Origin of the sequence: Sphingomonas sp. T1, assembly GCF_902506585.1 — a bacterium.
Taxonomy (GTDB): Bacteria; Pseudomonadota; Alphaproteobacteria; order Sphingomonadales; family Sphingomonadaceae; genus Sphingomonas; species Sphingomonas aerolata.
This window is the reverse complement of record NZ_LR733875.1, coordinates 3,676,939-3,698,073: the sequence shown is the minus strand read 5'-3', so window position 1 is coordinate 3,698,073 and position 21,135 is coordinate 3,676,939. Positions and strand designations below refer to the sequence as shown.

General features: G+C 69.4%; 17 protein-coding genes. 4 read left to right on the top strand and 13 right to left on the bottom strand.

Annotation, left to right across the window (positions count from 1 at the left end; genetic code table 11):
• Positions 1 to 87: 87 nt before the first annotated feature.
• From bchZ to GV027_RS16930, 5 genes are all read right to left on the bottom strand, one after another.
• Positions 88 to 1,533, bottom strand: a complete 1,446-nt coding sequence (gene bchZ, locus GV027_RS16950) for a chlorophyllide a reductase subunit Z (protein WP_159512559.1) — start codon at positions 1,531 to 1,533, stop codon at positions 88 to 90.
• Positions 1,530 to 3,038: a chlorophyllide a reductase subunit Y gene (bchY, locus tag GV027_RS16945; RefSeq protein WP_443029561.1), complete on the bottom strand. Its 1,509-nt coding sequence runs from the start codon at positions 3,036 to 3,038 to the stop codon at positions 1,530 to 1,532. Before bchY ends, bchZ begins: the two co-directional genes overlap by 4 nt.
• A gap of 82 nt (positions 3,039 to 3,120) precedes the next feature.
• On the bottom strand, positions 3,121 to 4,104 hold the full coding sequence (locus tag GV027_RS16940; RefSeq protein ID WP_159512558.1) for a chlorophyllide a reductase iron protein subunit X: 984 nt from the start codon (positions 4,102 to 4,104) through the stop codon (positions 3,121 to 3,123).
• A complete protein-coding gene (gene bchC, locus GV027_RS16935; protein ID WP_159512991.1) occupies positions 4,101 to 5,027 on the bottom strand; it encodes a chlorophyll synthesis pathway protein BchC in 927 nt (308 codons plus the stop codon). Before bchC ends, GV027_RS16940 begins: the two co-directional genes overlap by 4 nt.
• Before the next feature lie 87 nt (positions 5,028 to 5,114).
• Positions 5,115 to 6,239 (bottom strand): methyltransferase, encoded by a 1,125-nt coding sequence (locus GV027_RS16930; RefSeq protein ID WP_159512557.1) that lies wholly within the window; start codon positions 6,237 to 6,239, stop codon positions 5,115 to 5,117.
• Between the two features lie 51 nt (positions 6,240 to 6,290).
• On the opposite strand from GV027_RS16930, the gene crtD reads away from it, so the two are divergent.
• Positions 6,291 to 7,865 (top strand): 1-hydroxycarotenoid 3,4-desaturase CrtD, encoded by a 1,575-nt coding sequence (crtD, locus tag GV027_RS16925; RefSeq protein ID WP_236559278.1) that lies wholly within the window; start codon positions 6,291 to 6,293, stop codon positions 7,863 to 7,865.
• Positions 7,766 to 8,698, top strand: coding sequence for a hydratase (locus tag GV027_RS16920; RefSeq protein WP_328799501.1), 933 nt, complete (start codon positions 7,766 to 7,768; stop codon positions 8,696 to 8,698). The genes crtD and GV027_RS16920 overlap by 100 nt, the downstream gene beginning before the upstream one ends.
• On the opposite strand, the gene GV027_RS16915 is transcribed toward GV027_RS16920, so the two are convergent.
• Genes GV027_RS16915 through GV027_RS16900 form a run of 4 tightly spaced genes read right to left on the bottom strand, consistent with a single transcriptional unit; the run spans position 8,645 to position 12,394 of the window.
• Positions 8,645 to 8,842 carry a hypothetical protein gene (locus GV027_RS16915; protein WP_159512554.1) on the bottom strand — a complete coding sequence of 66 codons (198 nt, stop codon included), beginning with the start codon at positions 8,840 to 8,842 and terminating at the stop codon, positions 8,645 to 8,647. The genes GV027_RS16920 and GV027_RS16915 overlap by 54 nt on opposite strands.
• Positions 8,839 to 9,738, bottom strand: a complete 900-nt coding sequence (bchO, locus tag GV027_RS16910; protein ID WP_159512553.1) for an alpha/beta fold hydrolase BchO — start codon at positions 9,736 to 9,738, stop codon at positions 8,839 to 8,841. The genes GV027_RS16915 and bchO overlap by 4 nt, the downstream gene beginning before the upstream one ends.
• Positions 9,735 to 11,432 (bottom strand): magnesium chelatase subunit D, encoded by a 1,698-nt coding sequence (locus GV027_RS16905; protein WP_236559277.1) that lies wholly within the window; start codon positions 11,430 to 11,432, stop codon positions 9,735 to 9,737. The genes bchO and GV027_RS16905 overlap by 4 nt, the downstream gene beginning before the upstream one ends.
• Positions 11,429 to 12,394: an ATP-binding protein gene (locus GV027_RS16900; RefSeq protein WP_159512552.1), complete on the bottom strand. Its 966-nt coding sequence runs from the start codon at positions 12,392 to 12,394 to the stop codon at positions 11,429 to 11,431. The genes GV027_RS16905 and GV027_RS16900 overlap by 4 nt, the downstream gene beginning before the upstream one ends.
• Positions 12,395 to 12,441: 47 nt before the next feature.
• Here GV027_RS16900 and GV027_RS16895 point away from each other — a divergent pair, with 47 nt between their 5' ends.
• Both GV027_RS16895 and GV027_RS16890 read left to right on the top strand, forming a co-directional pair.
• Positions 12,442 to 12,936 (top strand): TspO/MBR family protein, encoded by a 495-nt coding sequence (locus GV027_RS16895; protein WP_159512551.1) that lies wholly within the window; start codon positions 12,442 to 12,444, stop codon positions 12,934 to 12,936.
• Between the two features lie 37 nt (positions 12,937 to 12,973).
• Positions 12,974 to 13,765: a DUF2189 domain-containing protein gene (locus tag GV027_RS16890; RefSeq protein WP_107934391.1), complete on the top strand. Its 792-nt coding sequence runs from the start codon at positions 12,974 to 12,976 to the stop codon at positions 13,763 to 13,765.
• Between the two features lie 53 nt (positions 13,766 to 13,818).
• On the opposite strand, the gene GV027_RS16885 is transcribed toward GV027_RS16890, so the two are convergent.
• Genes GV027_RS16885 through GV027_RS16870 form a run of 4 tightly spaced genes read right to left on the bottom strand, consistent with a single transcriptional unit; the run spans position 13,819 to position 21,110 of the window.
• The gene (locus GV027_RS16885; RefSeq protein ID WP_159512550.1) at positions 13,819 to 16,161 is read right to left on the bottom strand and encodes a GH92 family glycosyl hydrolase; all 2,343 of its coding nucleotides are present in this window, start codon (positions 16,159 to 16,161) and stop codon (positions 13,819 to 13,821) included.
• 22 nt (positions 16,162 to 16,183) lie between these two features.
• Positions 16,184 to 17,629: a glycoside hydrolase family 125 protein gene (locus GV027_RS16880; protein WP_159512549.1), complete on the bottom strand. Its 1,446-nt coding sequence runs from the start codon at positions 17,627 to 17,629 to the stop codon at positions 16,184 to 16,186.
• A complete protein-coding gene (locus tag GV027_RS16875; RefSeq protein WP_443029545.1) occupies positions 17,626 to 19,983 on the bottom strand; it encodes a GH92 family glycosyl hydrolase in 2,358 nt (785 codons plus the stop codon). The genes GV027_RS16880 and GV027_RS16875 overlap by 4 nt, the downstream gene beginning before the upstream one ends.
• Positions 19,980 to 21,110: a glycoside hydrolase family 43 protein gene (locus GV027_RS16870; protein ID WP_236559276.1), complete on the bottom strand. Its 1,131-nt coding sequence runs from the start codon at positions 21,108 to 21,110 to the stop codon at positions 19,980 to 19,982. The genes GV027_RS16875 and GV027_RS16870 overlap by 4 nt, the downstream gene beginning before the upstream one ends.
• Positions 21,111 to 21,135: the final 25 nt, after the last annotated feature.

The following is a 21,135-nucleotide window of genomic DNA, read 5'->3' as shown; positions in this document are numbered from 1 at the left end:
CCTGGATCCAGGCGGACCGGATGCCCGCGAGGAAGGAGTCACCCGCATCGGCACCGCTCGGGCCGGACGGGAAAGGCAGCGCCGGGGTCATTGCCCGCGGCTTTCGGTGATTGCGTGCGCGAGGCGGTCCGTGCTGATCGACGCTTCGCCCGCGCGCCGCGCGCCGCGTTCGGCCGCGTCGCGGATGCGCTTGGCGGCAGAGATCCGCACCAGCACCGGCTCGCGCTCGATCACTGCGTCGAGCGCGGCCTTGGCATCGTCGTCCCACGCCACGTCGCGGTCGATCCGCGCCGGCGTCGCCTCGACCTGGTCGAGCTGTCCGGCGAGTGGCAGGATGGTGAACAGCGCGTCGAACAGCGCGTTGCACACCTCCTGGATCAGATAGGTCGCGCCGGCATAGCCCATGAACGGCGTGCCGGTATGGCGGCGGATCACCGCGCCCGGGAAGCTCGCCGGGATATAGACGCCCCGCGCGCCGGCCTCGGCCATGTACATCCGCTCGTTGAAGCTGCCGAAGACGATCAGCGGCGGATTGCTCCGGATCGCCTCGATCACCGCCTGGTTGTCGGGCTTGACCCCCGCCGAGCGCGCGAACGCGAAGTGGCAGGGCAGTCCCATGTCGGTTTCGAGGAAGTTGCGAATACCCCGTGCGTAGGTTTCGGTCGCGACGATGCCGAAGCTCGCGGTGCCGAAGAAATCCTGCGTGACCGAGCGCCAGAGATCCCAGAGCGGCTTGATCGTCGTGTGCTTCTCGCGCGCGATGAACGGCTCGGGATCGAGCCCGAGCAGCTCGCCGAGTTTGCGGAGGAACAGCGTCGTGCTCTCCAGCCCGATCGGCGCCTGCAGATACGGGCGCTCGAGTATCTCGCACAGCCCGCGCCCGAATTCGCGGTACAGGCAGACATTGACCTGTGCGTCGGCGAGCTTGCGGACATCGGCGAGATGGCTGCCGAGCGGGAAGACCATGCCCACATCCGCGCCGATCCCCTCGATCAGGCGGCGGATCTCGGCAAGGTCGGAAGGCATGTTGAAGCTGCCGTACATCGGCCCGATGATGTTGACCCTGGGGCGCTCGCCGTCCTTGAGCGGACGCGGCGCGGGCACTTTCTTCGGGCCGAACTGGGTCCACAGCCAGGTCAGCGCGCGGTCGCCCGACTGCCATTGATCCTCGTCGATCGTGCGCGGCAGGAAGCGCTGGATGTTGGTGCCCTCAGGGGTGACGCCGCCGCCGATCATCTCGGCGATCGACCCCGTCACAACGACCGCGGGCAGATCCGGATCGAGCGTCGCCCAAGCGCGCTTCATCGCGCCTTCGGTGCCGTCGCGTCCAAGCTCCTGCTCGCCCAGACCGGTGACGACGATCGGCAGTTCGTGCGGCGGCAGCGCGTCGGTATAATGGAGCACCGAGGTGACCGGGAGATTCTCGCACCCCACCGGCCCGTCGATGATCACTTGCAATCCCTTGATCGCGGTGAAGGCGTAGACCGCCCCCCAATAGCCGCCCGCGCGGTCATGATCGAGGATGAGGGTCATACCCCGACGCTTTCTTCGGCCTTCGCCGCAGCGATGCGTTTGGCGGCGTATTTCGCCTTGAATTCGGGCCGGTCGACCGGCGTGTCTTCCCACACACCCGCGGTCGCGCCCGTGCCGACACCGTCGAAAAAAGCGGTCATCCGGTCGAACCGCGCCTGGTTGGCGAGCGCCGCGTTGACGACCAGCGCGAGGCTCCCCGCCCCCGCCGGCCCCATCAACGGCCGCGCCGAGATGAGGTTGGTGAAATACAGCGCCGGAATCGCCTTCTGCTTGGCATGCTGGACCACCGGCGTGGTGCCGATCGCGAGATCGGGGCCGAACGCGTCGACCGCGGCCAGATCCTGTTCGAGGCTCGCGCGATACTGGACCTGCACGCCGCGGCTCACCAGCCAGTCGCGATCGGGTTCGGACCACGGCGTGCGCGGGCAGGCGGTGCCGACATAGGGCACGTCCGCACCGCTCTCGATCAGCAGCCGCGCGACGAGCAGTTCGGAGCCTTCATAGCCCGACACGGTGATCCGCCCCTTGATCGGCCGTGCCGCAAGCGCGCCGCGGATCGCCGGGAGGACACGGTTCTTCGCCGCATCGACCCTGTCCTGCGCGATCCCGCACGCCGCGCCGATCGCGTCGAGCCACGCCGCGGTGCCTTCCGCGCCGACCGGAGCCGAGCCGACCACCGTCCGCCCCGCCGCCTCGAATTCGCGCACGCTGGCGGTGTAGAAGGGGTGGATCGCTGCCACCACCGCGCAGTCGAGCGCCGCATAGAGCTCGCGCCATTCACGCGTCGGGACGACCGGGCCGGCCGCAAGGCCCAGCGGTTCGAGCAACAGCCCGATTCCTGGCGGGTCAGCCGGGAACATCTCGCCAAGGAGAGTCACGCTCGGCCGGTCCGGTCGTTGCTTTGGCGCGGCGACGGGGCCGCTCTCGGCCTCCTTGCGTGCATAGGCGAGCATCGCGCCCGCCAGCACGTCCTTCGCCTCGGCATGCGTCGGCACGCCGAAACCGGGAACGTCGATGCCGATGATGCGGACGCCGTTGATCTGGTCGGGGAGCAATTGCAACGGCACTCCGCTCGCGGTCGGCACGCACAGATTGGTCACGATGATCGTGTCGTACAAAGCCGGATCGGCGAGCTGGTGGACCGCGTCGCGAATGTCCTCGAACAATTTACCCGTAACCAGCGTCTCGGACGAAAAGGGCACATAGCCGACGCTGCGTTTCGCGCCGTAGAAATGCGAGGTGAAGGTGAGGCCGTAGACGCAGCAGGCCGAGCCCGAAAGCACCGTGGCGGTGCGGCGCATCCGAAGCCCCACGCGGAGCGAGCCGAACGCGGGGCACATCGATTGCGGCTGGTCGTGCGGGCCTTTTGGGTAGTCGGCGTCGTAGCGGGCTAGGATGTCGGATTTTCCGGCCAGTTCAGCGGCTTCGCGGAGGGTTGGCGAGCTACTGCACTTGAGCCCCTCCCCTTCAGGGGAGGGGTTGGGGTGGGGCAGTTCAGCAGACACGCCGCCGGAAGCAGGCACGGCCCCACCCCCAACCCCTCCCCTGAAGGGGAGGGGCTTCGAAGCAGAGGAAGATAGGCCCAGCTCAGACGGCATCGTACACGACCTCGAGCGTCGGCTTCGCCACATAGGCCACACCGCGCATGTCCGCCTGGCTCGCGGGCTTCAGCGCATAATCCGCCCCCGTCACATCCGCCGAGAACAGCCCGAGCAGCCCGTCCTGGTCGAGCGGCGTCGGCCGCAGCGGCGGGGCTTCGGCGACATTGACCGCAAGCTCTTCGAACAGGCTCGCCCATTGCCCGCCGGGCTTGCCGATGATCTGGTAGTTCGCGCTCTTCTTGCGGATGTCTTCGTTCGCGGGGATCGCGGTCAGCACCGGGATGCCGACCGCAGCGGCGAACGCCTGCGCCTCGCCGGTGCCGTCGTCCTTGTTGAGGATCATCCCCGCAACGCCGACATTGCCGCCCATCTTGCGGAAATATCCGACCGCCTTGCAGACGTTGTTCGCGACATAGAGCGACTGCAGGTCGTTCGACGCGACGACGATCACCTTCTGGCACATGTCGCGCGCGATCGGCAGGCCGAAGCCGCCGCACACCACGTCGCCCAGGAAGTCGAGCAGGACATAGTCAAAGCCCCATTCATGGAACCCGAGCTTCTCGAGCGTCTCGAACCCGTGGATGATCCCGCGCCCGCCGCATCCGCGACCGACCTCCGGCCCACCGAGTTCCATCGCGAACACGCCGTCGCGCTGGAAGCAGACGTCCTCGATCCCGATCTCCTCGCCCGCGAGCTTCTTGCGCGAGCTGGTCTCGATGATCGTCGGGGTCGACTTGCCGCCGAACAGCAGCGACGTGGTATCGCTCTTGGGATCGCAGCCGATCAGAAGCACGCGCTTGCCCTGCTGCGCCATCATGTAGCTGAGGTTGGCGAGCGCGAACGACTTGCCGCTGCCGCCCTTGCCGTAGATCGCGATGATCTGCGTCTCCTTGGTGACCGGGCCGGTCGGGACCGGATCCGGCTCCTGTTCGGCTTCGCGCCGCAGGGGTCCGGGATCGAACATGCTCATAGCGCTCTCCAGTCGAGGACCATCTTGACGCAATCGGGGTCGGTGAAGGCCTGTGGATAGGCGTCCATCGCCTCACCGGCGGGTCGGGTGTGGCTGATCAGGCCGTCGAGTTCGAGCAGCCCGGTCTCGATCAGCGCGAGCACCGCGGCGATGTCCGCAGGCGTGAATTCGGCGGCGACACGCATCCGCGCCTCGCGCAGGAATGCCGGCGGGAAGGCGAAGGACAGCCGGTCGTAGAAGCCGGCCAGCACCACTTCGCCGCCCTTGCCGAGCCGCGCGAACGCCAGGTCGAGGATATCGGCGGTCCCGCTCGCGTCGCAGATCGTGCGATAGTCGCAGCGCTCGTCGTCGGCTGGGTCGATCACGCGGTAGCCGGATCCGATCCGACGCGCCGGCTGGACCTCCCACACCGTCGGCGCACCCGCCCCCGAGGCGACCGCGATCCGCGCGATTAGCTGCCCCAATATGCCATGCCCGACGATCAGGTCGGGCGCGCCGCCGACCGCGATCGCGTGGTGCGCGGTGGCGGCGAGCGCGAGCAGCACGCCGTTGCGCCCGAGCGTCGCGTCGATCGGCACCGCGCGCGCGCCGGGCAGGATCACCCGCCGCGCCGCCCCTCCGAACAGGCCGCGCGCCTGGCGATAGCAATTCGCGCCGGGGACGAAGACATATTCGCCGATCCGCGCGCGCGCCTCGACGCCGGCATCGACGATCCGCCCGACCGATTCATATCCCGGCACCAGCGGATAGCCCATGCCCGGAAATTCGGGCATCCGGCCGCTCCACAGCAGCCGTTCGGTGCCGGTGCTGATCCCGCTCCAGTCGATCTCGACGCACAGATCGGCGTCGCCCATGGGCGTGAGCGAGAGGGTGCGGAGCGCAAGCCTTTCCGGCGCTTCCAGTATGACCGCCAGTGCGTCCATACGTCCGTTGCCCACCGCTCCGTCCTCCATCAGATCATGGTCGTAATCTGCTCTAGACAGATCATGTTGTCAACTTGATTGGACACATTATCGTGTCGTGGTGATCACACAGGCGATCAGCGGCAGCGCGGTGCGCCGGGTGCGGACCTGGCCGAAACCCGCGACGTGCAGCATCGCGCGAATCTCCGCGACACTGCGCGGTCGGCCGGTGCCCATGGCGAGCAGGTAGAAGCCGAAATACGCATCGCCGGACCGCTCCGCACCCGGCGTCTGCGCCATCGGTTCGGCGATCAACAAAGTCCCGCCGGGGGGCAGCGCGAAATGGATACGACGCAGCAACGTCAGCGCCACCGCGTCGTCATGATCATGCAGGACGCGCACGAGCGTGATCAGATCATAGCCCTCGGGCAGCGGATCCGCGAGAAAATCGCCGCCGTGCAGCGTCGCGCGCGTCCCCAGCCCTGCCGAGTCGAACCGCCCGCGCGCGCGCTCGGTGACCGCGGGCAGGTCGAACAGCCCAAGACCGGGCGTCGCGAACCGCGCCCCGAGCGCGCAGAGAAACGCCCCCTCGCCACCGCCGACGTCAAGCACGCGACGATGCCGGTCGAACCGATAGGCCGCGAGTGTCTGGCTTGCGACCATCGGTTGCGACGCCGCCATCAACGTCGAATAGGCAGAGACCGCGGCGGCATCGCCCTGCCCCGCCGACTCGGCATAATGCCAGTGATCCGACACCGCCCCGCCCCCGCCCCCGCGGCGCAGCAGCGCGACGGGATCGGCCAGATCGGCATAGAGCAGACGGTGATGCGCGATCATCGCGGTGATGCCGGGATTGCCGAGCAGCGCCGCGCCGTCGCTGCCGAGCGCCCAGTCCGCCCCGCACGGCTCGACGAGCCGCAACGCCGCCGCACCGCGCAACAGCCGTTCGGCGCCCGCCACCGGCAGGTCGAGCTGATCCGCGATCGTCCGCGCGTCCGCCGGGCCGCGGGCCAGCAGCGCGAGCAGCCCGGTTTCGACACAGGCGGCAAGGATCTGCGAGTAAGTGAACCCTGCGACCAGATCGAACAGTGCGCCCGCCCGACGACGCGCGATCGGCCGACTGATCGGAAAGCGCTGCGCCGCGTGCTGGACGCGCGGATCGGCGAGCAGGCGGTTGCGACAGTCCAGCCACCGCTCCCGCACCCGGGCGAAAAGATGATGATACGTTTTCATGTGTCCATATTTGTGGACAGGTGTTAGCATCGCGTCAATTGGAGGATGCCGGTGGCGGATGCGGGCGTGGTGGTGATCGGGGCGGGGGTCGGCGGGCTGGTCAGCGCCGCGCTGCTCGCCGCGCAGGGCCGCACCGTGACGGTCGTCGAGGCGCAACCCGGGCCGGGGGGCAAGCTGCGCACGATCGCGGTCGATGGCGACGCGATCGATGCGGGACCAACGGTGTTCACGCTGCGATCGGTCATGGAGGATGTCTTCGCGGCATGCGGCGACACGCTCGACCGGCACGTGACGATGCGCCCCGCCGCGCTGCTCGCCCGCCATGCCTGGGGTCCCGCCCGCCTCGACCTGTTCGCCGATCCCGCCGCGAGCGAGGACGCGATCGGCGCCTTTGCCGGCGCGGCCGATGCCCGCGGCTATCGCGCGTTCCGGGCCGAGGCGAAACGGCTGTTCACCGCGCTCGACCAGCCCCTTCTCCACGCGACACGCCCCGGGCCGCTGACGCTGGGCTGGCGGATGGGCCTGCGCGGCCTTGGCGATTATTGCACGCTGCGCCCCTATACGTCGCTGTGGCACGCGCTCGGCGGCTATTTCGCGGATCCGCGGCTGCGCCAGCTGTTCGCGCGCTATGCGACCTATTGCGGGGCATCGCCGATGCAGTGCCCGGCGACGCTGATGCTGATCGCGCATGTCGAGGCGAGCGGCGTGTGGCTGATCGACGGCGGCATGTATCGGCTCGCACTCGCATTGGAGGCGCTTGGCCGGCAGAACGGCGTCCGCTTCCGCTACCGCGCGCCGGTTCGCGCGATCCTCATCGAGCGGGGCCGCGCCGCCGGGGTCATGTTCGAGGACGGCGAGCGCATCGCCGCGTCGGCGGTGATCTGCAACGCCGATCCCGCCGCGATCGCCGTCGGCCGGTTCGGCGCCGCGGTCCGTCACGCGGTCGCCCCCGTCCCAGCCGCGCACCGATCGCTCAGCGCGATGGTGTGGACCGGACACGTGCAGGCCGAGGGCTTTCCGCTCGCCCGCCACACCGTCTTCTTCTCGGACAACTATCCGGCAGAATTCGCCGCGCTGTCGGCGGGTCGCGCCGCCGCCCGGCCGAGCGTCTATGTCTGCGCGCAGGATCGCAGCGACAGCGGCGACGACGACCGCCGCGGCGGGCGCGCCCCGGCCCGCCCCGAACGCGTGCAGATCATCGTCAACGCGCCGCCCACCGGCGACGGACCGGACACCAGCCAGGAGGAGATCGCGACATGGACGAGGCGCATGCTCGAGGGCGTTTCGCAGGCGGGACTTTCGCTCGATCTGGCGCCCTCGACCGTCATGACGACGCCGCACGCGTTCGAGGCACTGTGTCCCTCGACGGGTGGAGCCCTTTATGGACGGGCCTCGCACGGGTGGGCGGCGTCCTTCCGCCGGCAGGGCAGCCGGACTCGGATCCCTGGGCTCTATTGCGCGGGCGGGAGCACCCACCCCGGCGCGGGCGTCCCGATGGCGGCGCTTTCCGGCCGGCTAGCCGTCGACTGCCTGCTCAGGGACCACGCTTCGACGTTCGTGTCGATGCCCAGGGCTATGCCTGGTGGTATGTCGACGCGACCAGCGCGGACGGCGCCCACGGGCTGACGATCATCGCCTTCATCGGCAGCGTCTTCTCGCCCTATTACAAGCTTAGCGGCCGGAAGACCCCCGAAAACCACTGCGCGATCAACGTCGCGCTGACCGGCCCGCGCGGCAGCGCCTGGGCGATGACCGAACGTCCCGCGCACCGCGTCGACCGGGGCACCGATCATCTCGTCGTCGGCCCGAGCGGCCTCAGCTGGGACGGCGACACGCTGGTGATCGAGATCCGCGAGCGATCCGCGCCGCTGCCCTACCCTGTGCGCGGCACGATCCGCGTCAGCCCCGCGATGATCGGCACCACCGCCTTCGCGCTCGATCCGGGCGGGCGGCATCGCTGGCATCCGGTCGCACCGCGCGCCCAGGTCGAGGTCGCGATGACGCATCCCGGCGTCCGCTGGTCGGGCCCCGGCTATTTCGACTCGAACTTCGGCGACGAACCGCTCGAGGCAGGGTTCGACGACTGGCACTGGTCACGCGCGCATCTCAAAAGCGACGTCGCAGTGCTGTACGAAGGGCGACGGCGCGACGGCACGCCGTTCGACCTCGCGCTCAAATTCGATGCGCAGGGCCGGTGGCACGACGTCGTCCAGCCCGCCCCGGCGGCCCTGCCCCGGACCGGCTGGCTCATCAAGCGCGCGACGCGAGCCGACGCGGGACATCGCCCGCGCGTGGTGAAGACATGGATCGATGCCCCCTTCTATGCCCGTTCCGCGCTCGCCACGCGGCTGTTCGGCGAGGAGGTGCGCGCCGTGCACGAAAGCCTCGCGCTCGGCCGCTTCCGATCACCGATCGTCCAGTCGATGCTCCCCTACCGGATGCCCCGCGCCTTCTGGTGAAGCGGGGGCGGGCGGCGGCGACCGGTCCTTCGCGGTCCGGTCCTTCGCGATCGCCCGATTGACCGAGACGAGCTGCCACACGCAGAAGATGATGACCGGCGCGCCCGCGATCATCAGGTCGAGCAGGCCGAGAACGCCGGTCATATACGGGCCTCCATGAACGGTCGGATGATCGCCGCAACCTCTTCGGGGCGTTCCTCATGCGCGAGATGGCCGAGCCCGTGCAGCGCCTCGAGCCGCCCGTCACCGACCGCCGCCACCGCCTCGCGCGCGTTCGACAACGGGATCGCCCGGTCGGCGTCGCCATGCACGAGCAGCACCGGCGTCTTCAACCGCGCCAGATCCCGCCGCAACCCGACCAGATCCCAGGCCGCCATCATGCCGATCGCGCCCGCGCACTGCGCCGACGTGCCGAGCAATGCCGCATAACAGGCCACGCCCGCGTCATCGATCCGCGATCCGGTCGACCGGTACAGGAACCGACCCGTCTCGCCCGGGGTGCGGGCGATCCGCGCGAACAGATGCGGCGCGATCGGGTTGACGAACAGCGCGCGCGCCATCGTCGGGAACAGTGTCGCGGCCAACCCCGGAAAGGGCAGCAGCGCCGCACTTAACCCGATGATCGCCGCGGGGGACGCCCTGCCGTCGATCGCCAGCCGCGCCGCGATCGCCGCCCCCGCCGAATGGCCGATGATCACCTGCGGCGTGACCTGCAGCGTGCCGAGCAACGTCGCGACCGCGCCCGCCATTCCCGCGATCGACAGGCCGCCGACCGGGTGGCCGGTGGTGAAGCCATGCCCGGGCAGGTCGACCGCGACGACGTGGTAGTGCTGGCCGAGCAACGGCGCGAGCGTCCGCCAGCTATGCGTCGCCGCGCCGGTGCCGTGGAGCAGCAGGATCGTCGCAGGCGCGTCGCGGGCCTCGGGCGCCTCGGGCGCGAAGGTCTGGACATGCCAGCGCAGGCCGCCGGCCGCGACGAACCGGCTGGTGGCGCGATTGGGCCAGTCGCGTCCCTCGACGCTCCAGCGCGGCGCGCTCATGCGGGCTGCACCGCGCGGACTGCCGCGTGCATCCGCGTCGCATCCGCGCGCGGCAGCGGCAGATAGCGCGCCTGCATCGCCGCGGCGAGCGCCGCGCCCTCGGGTCCCGGCCGTGCGGAGATGTCGAGGAATGCCGCAGCGATTCCCGCACGGCCGAGCGCGGCGGCGGCAGCGCTCGCATCCGCGGCGGCGACGCTGCGCACCGCCCGCCCATCCGCGGCGATGTTCGCGCGCCCGTCGGTCAGCAGGACGACGAACGGCGTCTGGCCGCGCGCGCGTGCCACATCGGCGACGTCGATCGCGGCGCGCAGTCCGGCCGCAAGTGGCGTGCCACCGCCGCCCGGCAGCTCGGCGAGCGACCGCCGCGCGCGTGCCAGCGACCGGGTCGGCGGGAGCAGCACGGTCGCGCCGCTGCCCCGGAACGCGATGAGCGCGACCTGCGCGCGCTGCACATAGGAATCGGCGAGCAGCAATTCGACCGCGCCCTTCGCCTCCGCGAGTCGTGACAGCGCGGCGGATCCCGACGCGTCGACGACGAAGATCGTGACCGACTCCGCGCGCGTCTCGAACCGGCGGATCCGCAGGTCGTCGCGGCGGACCAGCACCCGCGACGCGCTGTCCGCCGTGCGCCGCAACCTTTGCCACGGCGCCGCCGCGCGCAGCGTGTCGATCAGGCTCAGGCGCTGCCCCCCGCCCGGCACGCCCGGGCGCACCCCGACGGGCCGGCCGCGCGCCGGCGATCGACGCCGCTCGCCCGCGCCGCGTGACGCGCGCGTCCTGCCGCGCCGGACGCCACCCGCCGCGATCTGCGCCAGCACATCCTTCGGCAGCGCCGCGAGCGCGGCCTCCAGCACGACGTCGTCGAGCGGCCGGGTTTCTCCGTCCGGCTGGTCGCGATCCCCCGCGTCCGGCGGCGGCGCGTCAGGCGGCTGCGGCTCGGGCGGCGGCGAGTCGTCGGGTTGCTCGGCCGGCAGCCGCGTCGCGCGCGGCGCGAGCACCAGCCGCGCGGCGAGCATCAGATCCTCGTCGCCGATCGCATCGCGCCCCGCACACCGCGCCGCAGCCCGCGCCGCGCGCAACGCGAACAGCGGCGCGCGCGCGGTCTCGATCCCGAGCGCGGCCGCCGTCGCGACCAGCGTCGCAAGGACCGCGTCGGGCGTCGGCGGCGTGCCCGCGTCCTCGAACCGAGCATCGTCCTGCATCGCCGCCACGGGCTTCGCGTCGTGCAGGTCGATGCGAAACGCGAGCCGTTCGAGCAGCGCCGCGGGCGGCCCTTCGTCGGGACCGTCCCCGTCGTCGAGCGCCACGACAAGGGCTCGCCCGACGCCGCCGCCGTCCATCGCCGCGACGATCCGCCCCGCCACCGCATCGGACAGCCGGTCCGCCATCGCCAGCACCAGCACCCCGCCCGCCGCCTCGACGAGCAGCCCCGCGCGCTGCACCGCGCGCGCCTGGGCCAGCGTCGCGACCAGATCGAGCCCGCCGAACAGCCGGTCGTCGTCGACATGGACCGGCACCCGCCGCAGCGGCGCATCGGCCGGCAGATGCGACCGCAGCGCGGCGATCACCGCATCGCGCAGCTCGCCGCCGCCGCGCAGCGCGATGCCGCCAAGCCAGGGATCGGCAGCACAGAGCCGCGCCGCGATCAGCGCATCGGCCAGCGGATCCGGCGCCCCCGCTGCCCGCCCGGTCACCCCGCCACCTCCTCCAGCGCGCGCAGGATCCGCGCGGTCGACCCGGTCTCGTCGAGCACGTTACGCCGCAACCGGTGGCGCAGCGCCATCGGCGCGATCGTCGCGACATGCGCCTGTGTCACCTCCGACACCGCCTCGAGCGCCGCGAGCGCCCGCGCCGCCCGCATCAGCGTCAGTTCGCCGCGCAACCCGTCAGCCCCCACCGCGATGCACAGCCGCGACGCGAAGGCGAGCACCGCGTCGGGCAGCGCGACCATCGGCAACCCCGCCCGCCCCCGCGCGATCGCCGCCAGCGTCGCGCGCTCGTCGGCCGCCCAGTGCTCGACAAACGCCGCCGGCGACCGCTCGAACGCGTCGCAGCGCCGGAGGATCTCGACGCGCTGGTCCAGATCCTGCGGGGTGCGAACCTCGACCGACAGCCCGAACCGGTCGAGCAATTGCGGCCGCAATTCGCCCTCTTCGGGATTGCCGCTCCCGACCAGCACGAACCGCGCCGGGTGGCGGACGCTCAGCCCCTCGCGCTCTACGACATTCTCGCCCGAGGCGGCGACGTCGAGCAGCAGGTCGACGATATGATCCTCGAGCAGATTGACCTCGTCGATATACAGGAAACCGCCATTGGCGCGCGCGAGCAGCCCCGGCTCGAACGCCTTGACCCCTGCCCCCAGCGCGCGTTCGAGATCGAGCGCGCCGACCACCCGGTCCTCGGTCGCGCCGAGCGGCAGGTCGACGAACGGCACCGGCACCTGCCCGCTGCGCGGCGTTCCGTCCTGATACCCCGCCTGGTCGGCGCGCACCGGCGGCAGCAGCGCGGCGAGCGCGCGCACCGCGGTCGACTTGCCCGTGCCGCGATCGCCGAACACCATCACCCCGCCGATCCGCGCATCGACCGCCGCGATCAGCAGTGCGCGTTTCATCTCGTCCTGACCGACGATCGCCGAAAAGGGGAAAGACACGCGCATGCCAAAGGTGTAACACGCATTGGACACTCGGCAAGATGGACAATGTGATGCTTAACCCGATTGTCGTGAGCGGCAGTGCCGCCATCGCGCTTTGCGTCGTCGGCGGACTGATGACGCCGATCGGCCCCTGGTACCGCACGCTGCGCAAGCCGCGGTTGCAGCCGCCGAACTGGCTGTTCGGTCCCGCCTGGACGATCATCCTCGGCCTGGCCGCTTGGTCCGCGTCGATCGCCTGGACCGCCGCGCCCGACGCCGCGACCCGCGCGGAGGTGGTCACGCTGTTTGCGGTCAACGCGGTCTTCCACCTGCTGTGGAGCCCGCTCTTCTTCCGCGCCCGGCGCCCCGACTGGGCGCTGATCGAGGTCGTGTTTCTCTGGGCGTCGCTCGTCGCGCTGGTCGTCGGGCTGTGGCCGATCGACCGCTTCGCGAGCCTGTTGATCGCGCCCTATCTCTTGTGGGTCAGCTTTGCGGCCTGGCTCAACTGGGCGATCGTGCGGCTGAACCAGCCGTTCGGACTCGCCGCCCAACGATACCCCGCATGACGAGGATATACGCCACCCCCTGAACGGAGAGCAGATCATGGCCACCCATCCGCACAGCTTCATCGCGCCAGCACCCGCCATCCCCGAGATCCGCGAGATCGGCACCGCCGACCTGCGCTGGGCCCTCGCCGAGGGGTGGAAGGACTTTCTCGCCAAGCGCGGCGACCTGATCGTGATCGGCCTGCTCTACCCGATCGTCTGCTTGGTCGCCGCGGTGGTGACGTACAACGCGCCACTGCTCCCGCTGTTCTTCCCGCTGGTCGCCGGGCTCTCGATCCTCGGCCCCGCCGCCGCCTCGGGCTTCTACGAACTCGCGCGCCGCCGTGAAGAGGGGCGCGACTCGAGCTGGTGGCATTTCCTCGATCCGCTCAACGGGCGCAGCCGCCTGCCGCTCGCGATCCTCACCGCCGGCCTCGCCGCCCTCATGGTCGGATGGCTGGCGACGGCCTATGCGGTCTATGACCTGACCTTCGGTGCGACCGCGCCGCTGCGGATCGGCGACGTCGCGGGCCGCCTGTTCACCACGCAGGAGGGGTGGACGCTGATCCTGCTCGGCAATCTGGCGGGCGCACCCTTCGCGATCGCCACGCTGGTCTTCGCGCTGGTCGCGTTCCCGATGGTGGTCGATCAGCCGGTCGATGCAGGCCTTGCGCTGCGCACCTCGCTCGCGGCGGCGCGACGCAACCCGCGTGCGGTGTTCGGCTGGGGTGCGCGCGTCGCCGGGCTGCTGGTCCTCGGGCTGATCCCGCTCGCGATCGGGCTGGCGGTCGTGCTGCCCTGGCTCGGCTATGCGACCTGGCACCTCTATACGCGTCTGGTCGTCCGCTGACGCACCCCCGCGCCGCGCCCGGTGCAGCAGCACCCGGCGCGGCGCGGTCGCCCTCAAGCCCGCGTCGGGCGCGGTCCGGGGTGGTACGATGGCGGACGATCCGCCTTCGCCGTGCCGAACCGTGACGGCTTGTCCCCCATCACGAAGGCGAGCTCGCCACCCTGGGCAAGATCCGCATGCCCGATCCAGTTCTTCGTCCAGGGCTTGCCGTTCCACCGCACCGACTGGACATAGGGCGCCTGCGGACCATTGCCCGACGCGGTGATCCGGAGCGTCTTCCCGCCGCCCAGCGCGACCTCCGCGGCATCGAACAGCGGCGAGCCAAAGACATAGACCGCGCTGACCGGATCGACCGGGTAGAGGCCGAGCGCGGAGAAGATGAACCACGCGCTCGTCTGCCCGCAATCGTCATTGCCGATGACGCCGTCGGGATCCGCCTTGTACATCTCGGTGCACAGGCGCCGGACCATCGCCTGCGTCTTCCACGGCGCACCGGCATAGGCATACATGTACGCGGCATGCTGGTCGGGTTCATTGCCATGCGCATATTGGCCGACCAGCCCCGAAATGTCGGGCGGCGCATTCTTGGGGAGTGTCGAGGGCGCCGCGAACAGCGCGTCGAGCTTCTTCACGAACCCGGCATCGCCGCCGAACAGGTCGATCAGTCCATAGATGTCGTGCTGGTTGAGGAACGTCGCCTGCCAGCCATTCGCCTCGGTATAATCGCGGTGCTTGTCGGGGTTGTGGCCAAGCTGGATCGGATCATAGTCCGCCCACCACGTCCCGTCGGCGAAACGCGGCCGCGCGAAGCCGATCTTCGGATCGATGACGTTGCGATAGTTGAGGCTGCGCTTGCGCAACGCCTGCGCGTCCGCGGAGGCGCCCGCCGCGTCCGCGAGCACCGCCATCGCCCAGTCGTCATACGCATATTCCTGCGTCCGGCTGACCGATTCCCAGACCTTGTCGGCGGGGATGAAGCCGAGGTCGTAATAATAGCCGCGGCCGAGCGTGCTTTCGAGATCGCGGAAGCTGCGGTCGAACGCGCGCCGGCGGATCTGCGGCCAGGCGGCGGCATAGTCCGCCTTCACGCCCTTCACGCACGCCTCGGCGAGCACCGACACCGAATGCCAGCCGATCATGCACGCGGTCTCGACACCCTGGAGCGGCCAGACCGGCGAACCCGCCGGGCTCTGGATCGTCTGGCGGACCAGATCGCGCGTGAACTGCGCGGCCTTGTCGGGCTGGACCAGATTGAGCAGCGGGTGCAGCGCGCGGTACGTGTCCCACAGCGAATAGGTGCTGTACGCGGTGTCGCCCGCCGCCGCTATGTGCACCTTGCGGTCGAGCCCGACATAGCGGCCATCACGGTCGGTGAAGAGAGTCGGCGACAGGAACGTATGATACAGCGCGCTCGCCATGATCGTGCGCTGATCGGGCGTGCCGCCCTCGACACGGATACAGTCGAGCTGCGTCTGCCAGGTCCGCGCCGCCGACCGGCGCACGCTGTCGAACTGCCAGCCAGGGGCCTCGCCCGCCAGCGCGGCCTTGGCGCCCGCGACGTCGACCGCGGAGATGCCCGTCTTGATCAGGATCGGTTCGCCGCCCGCCTGGTCGAAGAACAGCGCGACCTTCAGCCGGTTGCCGGTGATCGCCTTCGCGCCCGCGGGTGCCGGTGTGTCGTCGTCGCCGAAGAACTCGACCCGGTCGGGACGGCGCGACAGCTGCATCGCGAAATGGATCCGCCGACCCTTCGCCCAGCGGTGGACGCGGCGGCTGCCGGTCAGCATCCCGTCGGGCGACAGCGCCAGCGACGCCTCGTCGATCAGCACACCCTTGTCCCAGACGTCGAGGATCATGTGCGCGAAGTCGATCAGGATGTGCCCCGCGCCCTGCGGGAAGGTATAGCGGTGATGCCCCGTCCGCTCGGTCACGGTCAGCTCGGCGAGCACGCCCGATTCGAGCTTCACGCGGTAATAGCCGGGCTCGGCCAGCTCGTCGGAGAAGCGCTGGCGATAGCCGTCCTGCGGCTTGTCGAGCGCACCGGGTTTCAGCTTCAGCGGCCCGCGCGTCGGCACGACGAGGACGTCGAGCATGTCGCCGATTCCCGTCCCCGACAGATGCGTGTGGCTGAACCCCATGATCGAGCCGTCATCCTGGTGATAGCCCGAGCACGCGTCCCAGCGGCTGTTGTCGGTATCGGGGCCGAGCTGGACCATCCCGAACGGCAGCGACGGCCCGGGATAGGTGTGGCCGTGCCCGCCCGTGCCGATGAACAGATCGGGCTTGCCCGCGGTCGGGCGCTGGCCCTGCGCGGTGGCAGCGGCGGCGGGCAGCACGCCCGCAAGGCCGGCAAGCCCGGTGGTGGCGAGCACCTGGCGGCGGTTGGCGGTGGTCATGTGTCTCTCCCGTGGGTCCATGTCAGTAGCGCGCGGCGAGCAAGCCGGGCTTGCGCCGCTCGAGGTCGAGGATCAGCTCGCCAAACAGCCCGTTGGCCCAGGCGAACCAGCTGCGCGTGAATTTCGTCGGATCATCCTTGTGGAAGGATTCGTGCATGAAGCCCGTGCCGCCGTGCGTCGTTTTCAGCCATGTCAGGCACTGGCGGATCACGGCGTCGTCATCGCTGTTCATCGCATGCGTGACGATCGACATCGGCCAGATCATGTCGAGGCCGATATGCGGCCCGCCGATTCCCTGTGCGGCCTTGCCCGCAAAGAAATAGGGGTTGCGGTCGCTCCAGGCGAGCGCGGCGGTGCGGCGGAACAGCGGGTCGGCGCGGTCCGCGGCGCCGAGCAGCGGCAGGCCCGACAGGCTCGGCACGTTGGCGTCGTCCATGAAGATCGCATTGCCGAAGCCGTCGACCTCATAGGCCCAGACCTCACCGCCCTGCCCGTCGGGCATCCGGCCATGTGCGCGCAGCGCCGCCTCGACTTCGGTCGCGAGCGCCTCGCTGCCCGCCGCGCCCGCGGTATCGCCGCGCGCCTCGCGCTGGACCGTCGCCAGCATGCGCAGCGCCGACACCGCGAACAGGTTGGACGGGATCAGGAAGGGGTAGAGGCACGCATCGTCCGACGGACGGAACATCGAATGGATCAGCCCGACCTTGCGCGTCGGTGCGCCGTATCCCTCGAACATCAGCGTCTCGGTCGGCGAGACGTTCAGCCGCTGGAAATGATACGGGCCCTTGCCGTCCTTGCGCTGCTGTTCGCGGAAGGTCGCGACCGCACGGACCATCGCCTGCGCCCACAGGTCGTCGAACGGCGTCTTGTCGCGCGTCGCGGTCCAGTAGCCGTGCGCGAGCCGCATCGGGTAGCAGAGCGAGTCGATCTCCCATTTCCGCTCGGCGACGCCGGGTTTCATCTCGGTCTGGTCGGTCCGCGCGCCCAGGTTCGATTTCGCGGTCGGATCGTCCATGAACGCGTTGGCGTACGGGTCGATCAGGATACAGCGCGCCTGCCGTGCGATCAGCCCGACAAACACCCGGCGCAGTCCCGCATCCTTGGGCGCGAGATGGACATAGGTCTGCATTTGCGCCGAGCTGTCGCGCAGCCACAGCGCCTCGATATCGCCGGTGATGACGAACGCGTCGGGCTTGCCGTCGACCATGCCCAGCCGGACCGTGGTGTCGAGCGTGTTGGGGTAGCAATTCTCGAACAGCCAGGCGAGCTCGGGGTCGGCGATCTTCGCCTTCACGCGCGCGATCTCGGTCTCGACCGCGGCGCTGACGAAGCGACGCTCGCCACGCGGCGGGCGCTTGCTCGCCAGCGGCGCGGCGAGCGCCCCGCCGGGCAGCGCGGTCGTCAGTGCGAGCGCCGCCGCGCCGGTCATCACGTCGCGGCGGCGGGGGGTGAAGCGCGCGCCGCTCATGGCTTGGCCACCGGTGCGCTCATCGAGAAGGGCGCAGCACTGCTGGCCGCACCCCATTTGCGGTTCGGCGTCGGCCCCATCACGAAGCGCAGCGTACCGCCCTTCTGGAGCGCCTCGCGCGTCAGCCACGGCTTGTCGTGCGGCGTCCCGTTGAAGCTCGCCGACTGGATATAGACATTGCCCGGCCCGTTGTTCGCCGCCTCGATCGTCAGCCTCTTGCCGCCCGGCATCGTCAGCTTGACGGTGCGGAACAGCGGGCTGCCGATCGCATATTGGCCGACCGCCGGTGTGACCGGATAGAAGCCGAGCGCGGAGAACACGTACCAGGCCGAGGTCTGGCCATTATCCTCGTCACCCGGATAGCCGTCGGGCGTCGGCGCGTAGAGCTTCTTCATCACGTCGCGGACATGATATTGCGTCTTCCACGGCGCCCCCGCCCAGTCATACAGATAGGGCATGTGCTGGATCGGCTGGTTGCCATGCGCATATTGGCCCATGTCGACGATTTGCATCTCGCGGATCTCGTGGATCGTCTGCCCGTAATAGCTGTCGTCGAAGATCGGCGGCGTGGTGAACACCGAATCGAGCCGCTTCACGAACGCGTCCTTGCCCCCCATCAGGTCGGCGAGCCCCTGCACGTCCTGCATCACCGACCAGCTGTAATGCAGCGCATTGCCCTCGGTGAACGCGTCGCCCCATTTATACGGGTTGAAGGGGGTCGACCAGCTGCCGTCCTGGTTGCGCCCGCGCATCCACCCGCTCTGCGTGTCGTAGAGCTTGCGGTAATTCTGCGCCCGCGCGGCATAGAGTTTCGCATCCTCGGTCTTCCCGAGCGCACTCGCCAGCCGCGAAATCGAGAAGTCGGCAGTCGCATATTCGAGGCTGCGCGCGGCATTCTCGTTGATGCCGACGTCATAGGGCACATAGCCCAGCCGGTTGTAATATTCGACGCCCTCGCGCCCGACCGCGCCGACGACCTCGCCCTTCTTGTCGACCGGGCGGCCTTGCGAGGTCGTCGCGTTCTTGACCATCGCCTCGTACAACGTCTCGACGTCGAACCCGCGCACGCCGTTCAGATACGCGTCGGCGATCAGGTTCGCCGAGTTCGACCCGATCATCACGTCGCGGTGGCCGGGGCTCGCCCATTCGGGCAGCCAGCCGGACTCCTTGTAGGTGTTGACCAGCCCCTGCATGATCTCGCTGTCGCGCTCGGGATACATCAGCGCGAAGAACGGGAAGACCGCGCGCCACGTGTCCCAGAAGCCGTTGTCGGTATAGAGAAAGCCCGGATGCACCTTGCCGTCATACGGACTGTAATGGACCGTCTGGCCCTTGGCATCGACCTCGTGGAACATCCGCGGGAACTGCAGCATCCGGTACAGCGCTGAGTAGAAGGTGCGTCGGTTGTCGATGTCGGGATCGCTCACCTCGATCCGGTCGAACTCGCGCTGCCAGACCGCCTTCGCCTTCGCCTTGGTCTGCTCGAAGCCATCGCCGCCGATCTCGCCGCGCAAATTGCGCTCGGCCTGCTCGAGGCTGATGAACGACGACGCGACCTTGACGCCGACCTGCTCGCCCTTGCGCGTCTTGAAGCTGACGACCGCGCCGACATGATCGCCCTCGCGCACCGGCGTCGCGGCGATCTGGCCGTTATCGTCCCAGGTCCGGCTGACCGTGAAGGCGTGGTCGAATTCGGCGACGAAATAATTGTGGAAATTGCCGGGCACGCCGCCGTGATTGTTGCGGACATAGCCGGTGATCCGGCGCTTGACCGGGTCGACCGACACCATCGATCCGCCCGCATAGCCGTCGAGGATGATGTGCGCGTCGTCGCTTTCGGGGAAGGTGAAGCGGAACTGCGCGGCGCGGTTGGTCGGTGCGACCTCCGCGGTCACGTCGTAATCGGCGAGATAGACCTTGTAGCTATAGGGCCGGCTCTCCTCCGCCTTGTGGCTGTACCACGAGGCGCGTTCGTCCGCCTTGACCTTCAGCGCGCCGGTGGTCGCCATCAGCGCGAACGCGGCATAATCGTTCATCCACGGGCTGGGCTGGTGCGTCTGCTTGATGCCGTTGATCTTGTTGCCGTCATAGGTGTAGCCCCAGCCGCTGCCGGGCTTGCCCGTCACCGGCGTCCAGAAGTTCATCCCCCACGGTACCGCGACCGCGGGATAGGTGTTGCCGTACGACAGCGTATAGTCGGAATCGGTGCCCATCAGCGGGTTGACGAGGTCGACCGACGGCTGCGCGTCGGCGCTGGCCGCAGCCTGTGCCGACAGCGGCACCGGTGCGACGAGCGCGATCGACGCGACCGCCGCCACCGTGCCGCGCAATGCGGCGATTACCCTGTGTCTCACATCGCTCTCCCAGATGAATGTTCGTCGCGCCCTGAAGCGGTTGACCCGGCACGGATCGGCCGCGGCGCGACGCCGGTATCGGTCATGACGACGGGCTCGATCGTACCGTCGGCGGCAAAGACCATGCGGTCGACCGCGATCTGCCGGTGTTCGCCGCGATCGGTGTCGAGCGGCCGCCGGTGATAGGCGATGTACCAGTCGTCGGTGCCGGGCACGTTGACGACCGAATGATGCCCCGCGCCGCGCGCGATGCGCAGGTCCTGCGACAGGATCTTGCCCTTCGGCGTGAACGGCCCGGTCGGGCTCGGCGCAGTCGCATAGGCGACGCTATAGTCCGGCCCGGTCCACCCGCCCTCCGACCACATCAGATAATAGACCCCGCGACGTTCGATCATGAACGACCCCTCGACATAGCCGGGGGGCGTGATCTCCTTGAACATCGTCCCGTCGGGAAACGGCAGGACGCGCTTCAGGTCAGGGCTCAGCCGGACGACGTTGCAATGCTTCCAGCCGCCGTAGAAGAGATAGACCTGCCCGTCGCGATCCCGGAACGCGAACGGGTCGATCGGCTGCGCACCGTTATGGAACGCGCCGACCAGCGGCTTGCCGAGCGCATCCCTGAACGGACCGCCCGGCGTCGCGCTGACCGCCAGACCGATCCCGCCGAGCTCGGCATCGCTCTGGATGTCGTTCGCGCTGAAGAACATGTAATAGCGCCCGTTCGCCTGGAGCACCGACGGCGCCCAGATCGCATAGGCGGCCCAGCCCGCATCCTGCACGTCGAACACGCGGCAATGCTTTGTCCAGTGCACCAGGTCGGGCGAGGAAAACGCGTCGAAGAACGTCTGCATGCCATAGGACGGGCGAACCGTCTTGCGCAGTCGGGCGGCCTTTTGCGCGGGCGTGAAGCGGCTCGGCGCGACCGGCTTTCCGGCATGGTCGGAATAGGTCGGATAGATCCAGTATTGCCCCGCGAACACGCGGATCTCGGGATCGGCATACCAGCCCGGCACGATCGGGTTAGACGCGGTCGCCGCACCACAGGCGAGCAGGCCCGCCAGCGTCAGAGCCCGGCGCAGGACGCGGGGATATCTATCAAAAGAACGGTGGCTCCGCGAAGGAGCCACCAGGGGAGAGGAAGGTTTTGTCCCC

Coding starts and splice junctions, on each gene's coding strand:
- GV027_RS16900 (WP_159512552.1), bottom strand. CDS start 12,394: ATGCGCGTGTCTTTCCCCTTTTCGGCGATCGTCGGTCAGGACGAGATG.
- GV027_RS16880 (WP_159512549.1), bottom strand. CDS start 17,629: ATGAGCGGCGCGCGCTTCACCCCCCGCCGCCGCGACGTGATGACCGGC.
- GV027_RS16885 (WP_159512550.1), bottom strand. CDS start 16,161: ATGACCACCGCCAACCGCCGCCAGGTGCTCGCCACCACCGGGCTTGCC.
- bchZ (WP_159512559.1), bottom strand. CDS start 1,533: ATGACCCTCATCCTCGATCATGACCGCGCGGGCGGCTATTGGGGGGCG.
- bchO (WP_159512553.1), bottom strand. CDS start 9,738: ATGAGCGCGCCGCGCTGGAGCGTCGAGGGACGCGACTGGCCCAATCGC.
- GV027_RS16940 (WP_159512558.1), bottom strand. CDS start 4,104: ATGAGCATGTTCGATCCCGGACCCCTGCGGCGCGAAGCCGAACAGGAG.
- GV027_RS16890 (WP_107934391.1), top strand. CDS start 12,974: ATGGCCACCCATCCGCACAGCTTCATCGCGCCAGCACCCGCCATCCCC.
- GV027_RS16895 (WP_159512551.1), top strand. CDS start 12,442: ATGCTTAACCCGATTGTCGTGAGCGGCAGTGCCGCCATCGCGCTTTGC.
- GV027_RS16915 (WP_159512554.1), bottom strand. CDS start 8,842: ATGACCGGCGTTCTCGGCCTGCTCGACCTGATGATCGCGGGCGCGCCG.
- GV027_RS16930 (WP_159512557.1), bottom strand. CDS start 6,239: ATGAAAACGTATCATCATCTTTTCGCCCGGGTGCGGGAGCGGTGGCTG.
- bchC (WP_159512991.1), bottom strand. CDS start 5,027: ATGGACGCACTGGCGGTCATACTGGAAGCGCCGGAAAGGCTTGCGCTC.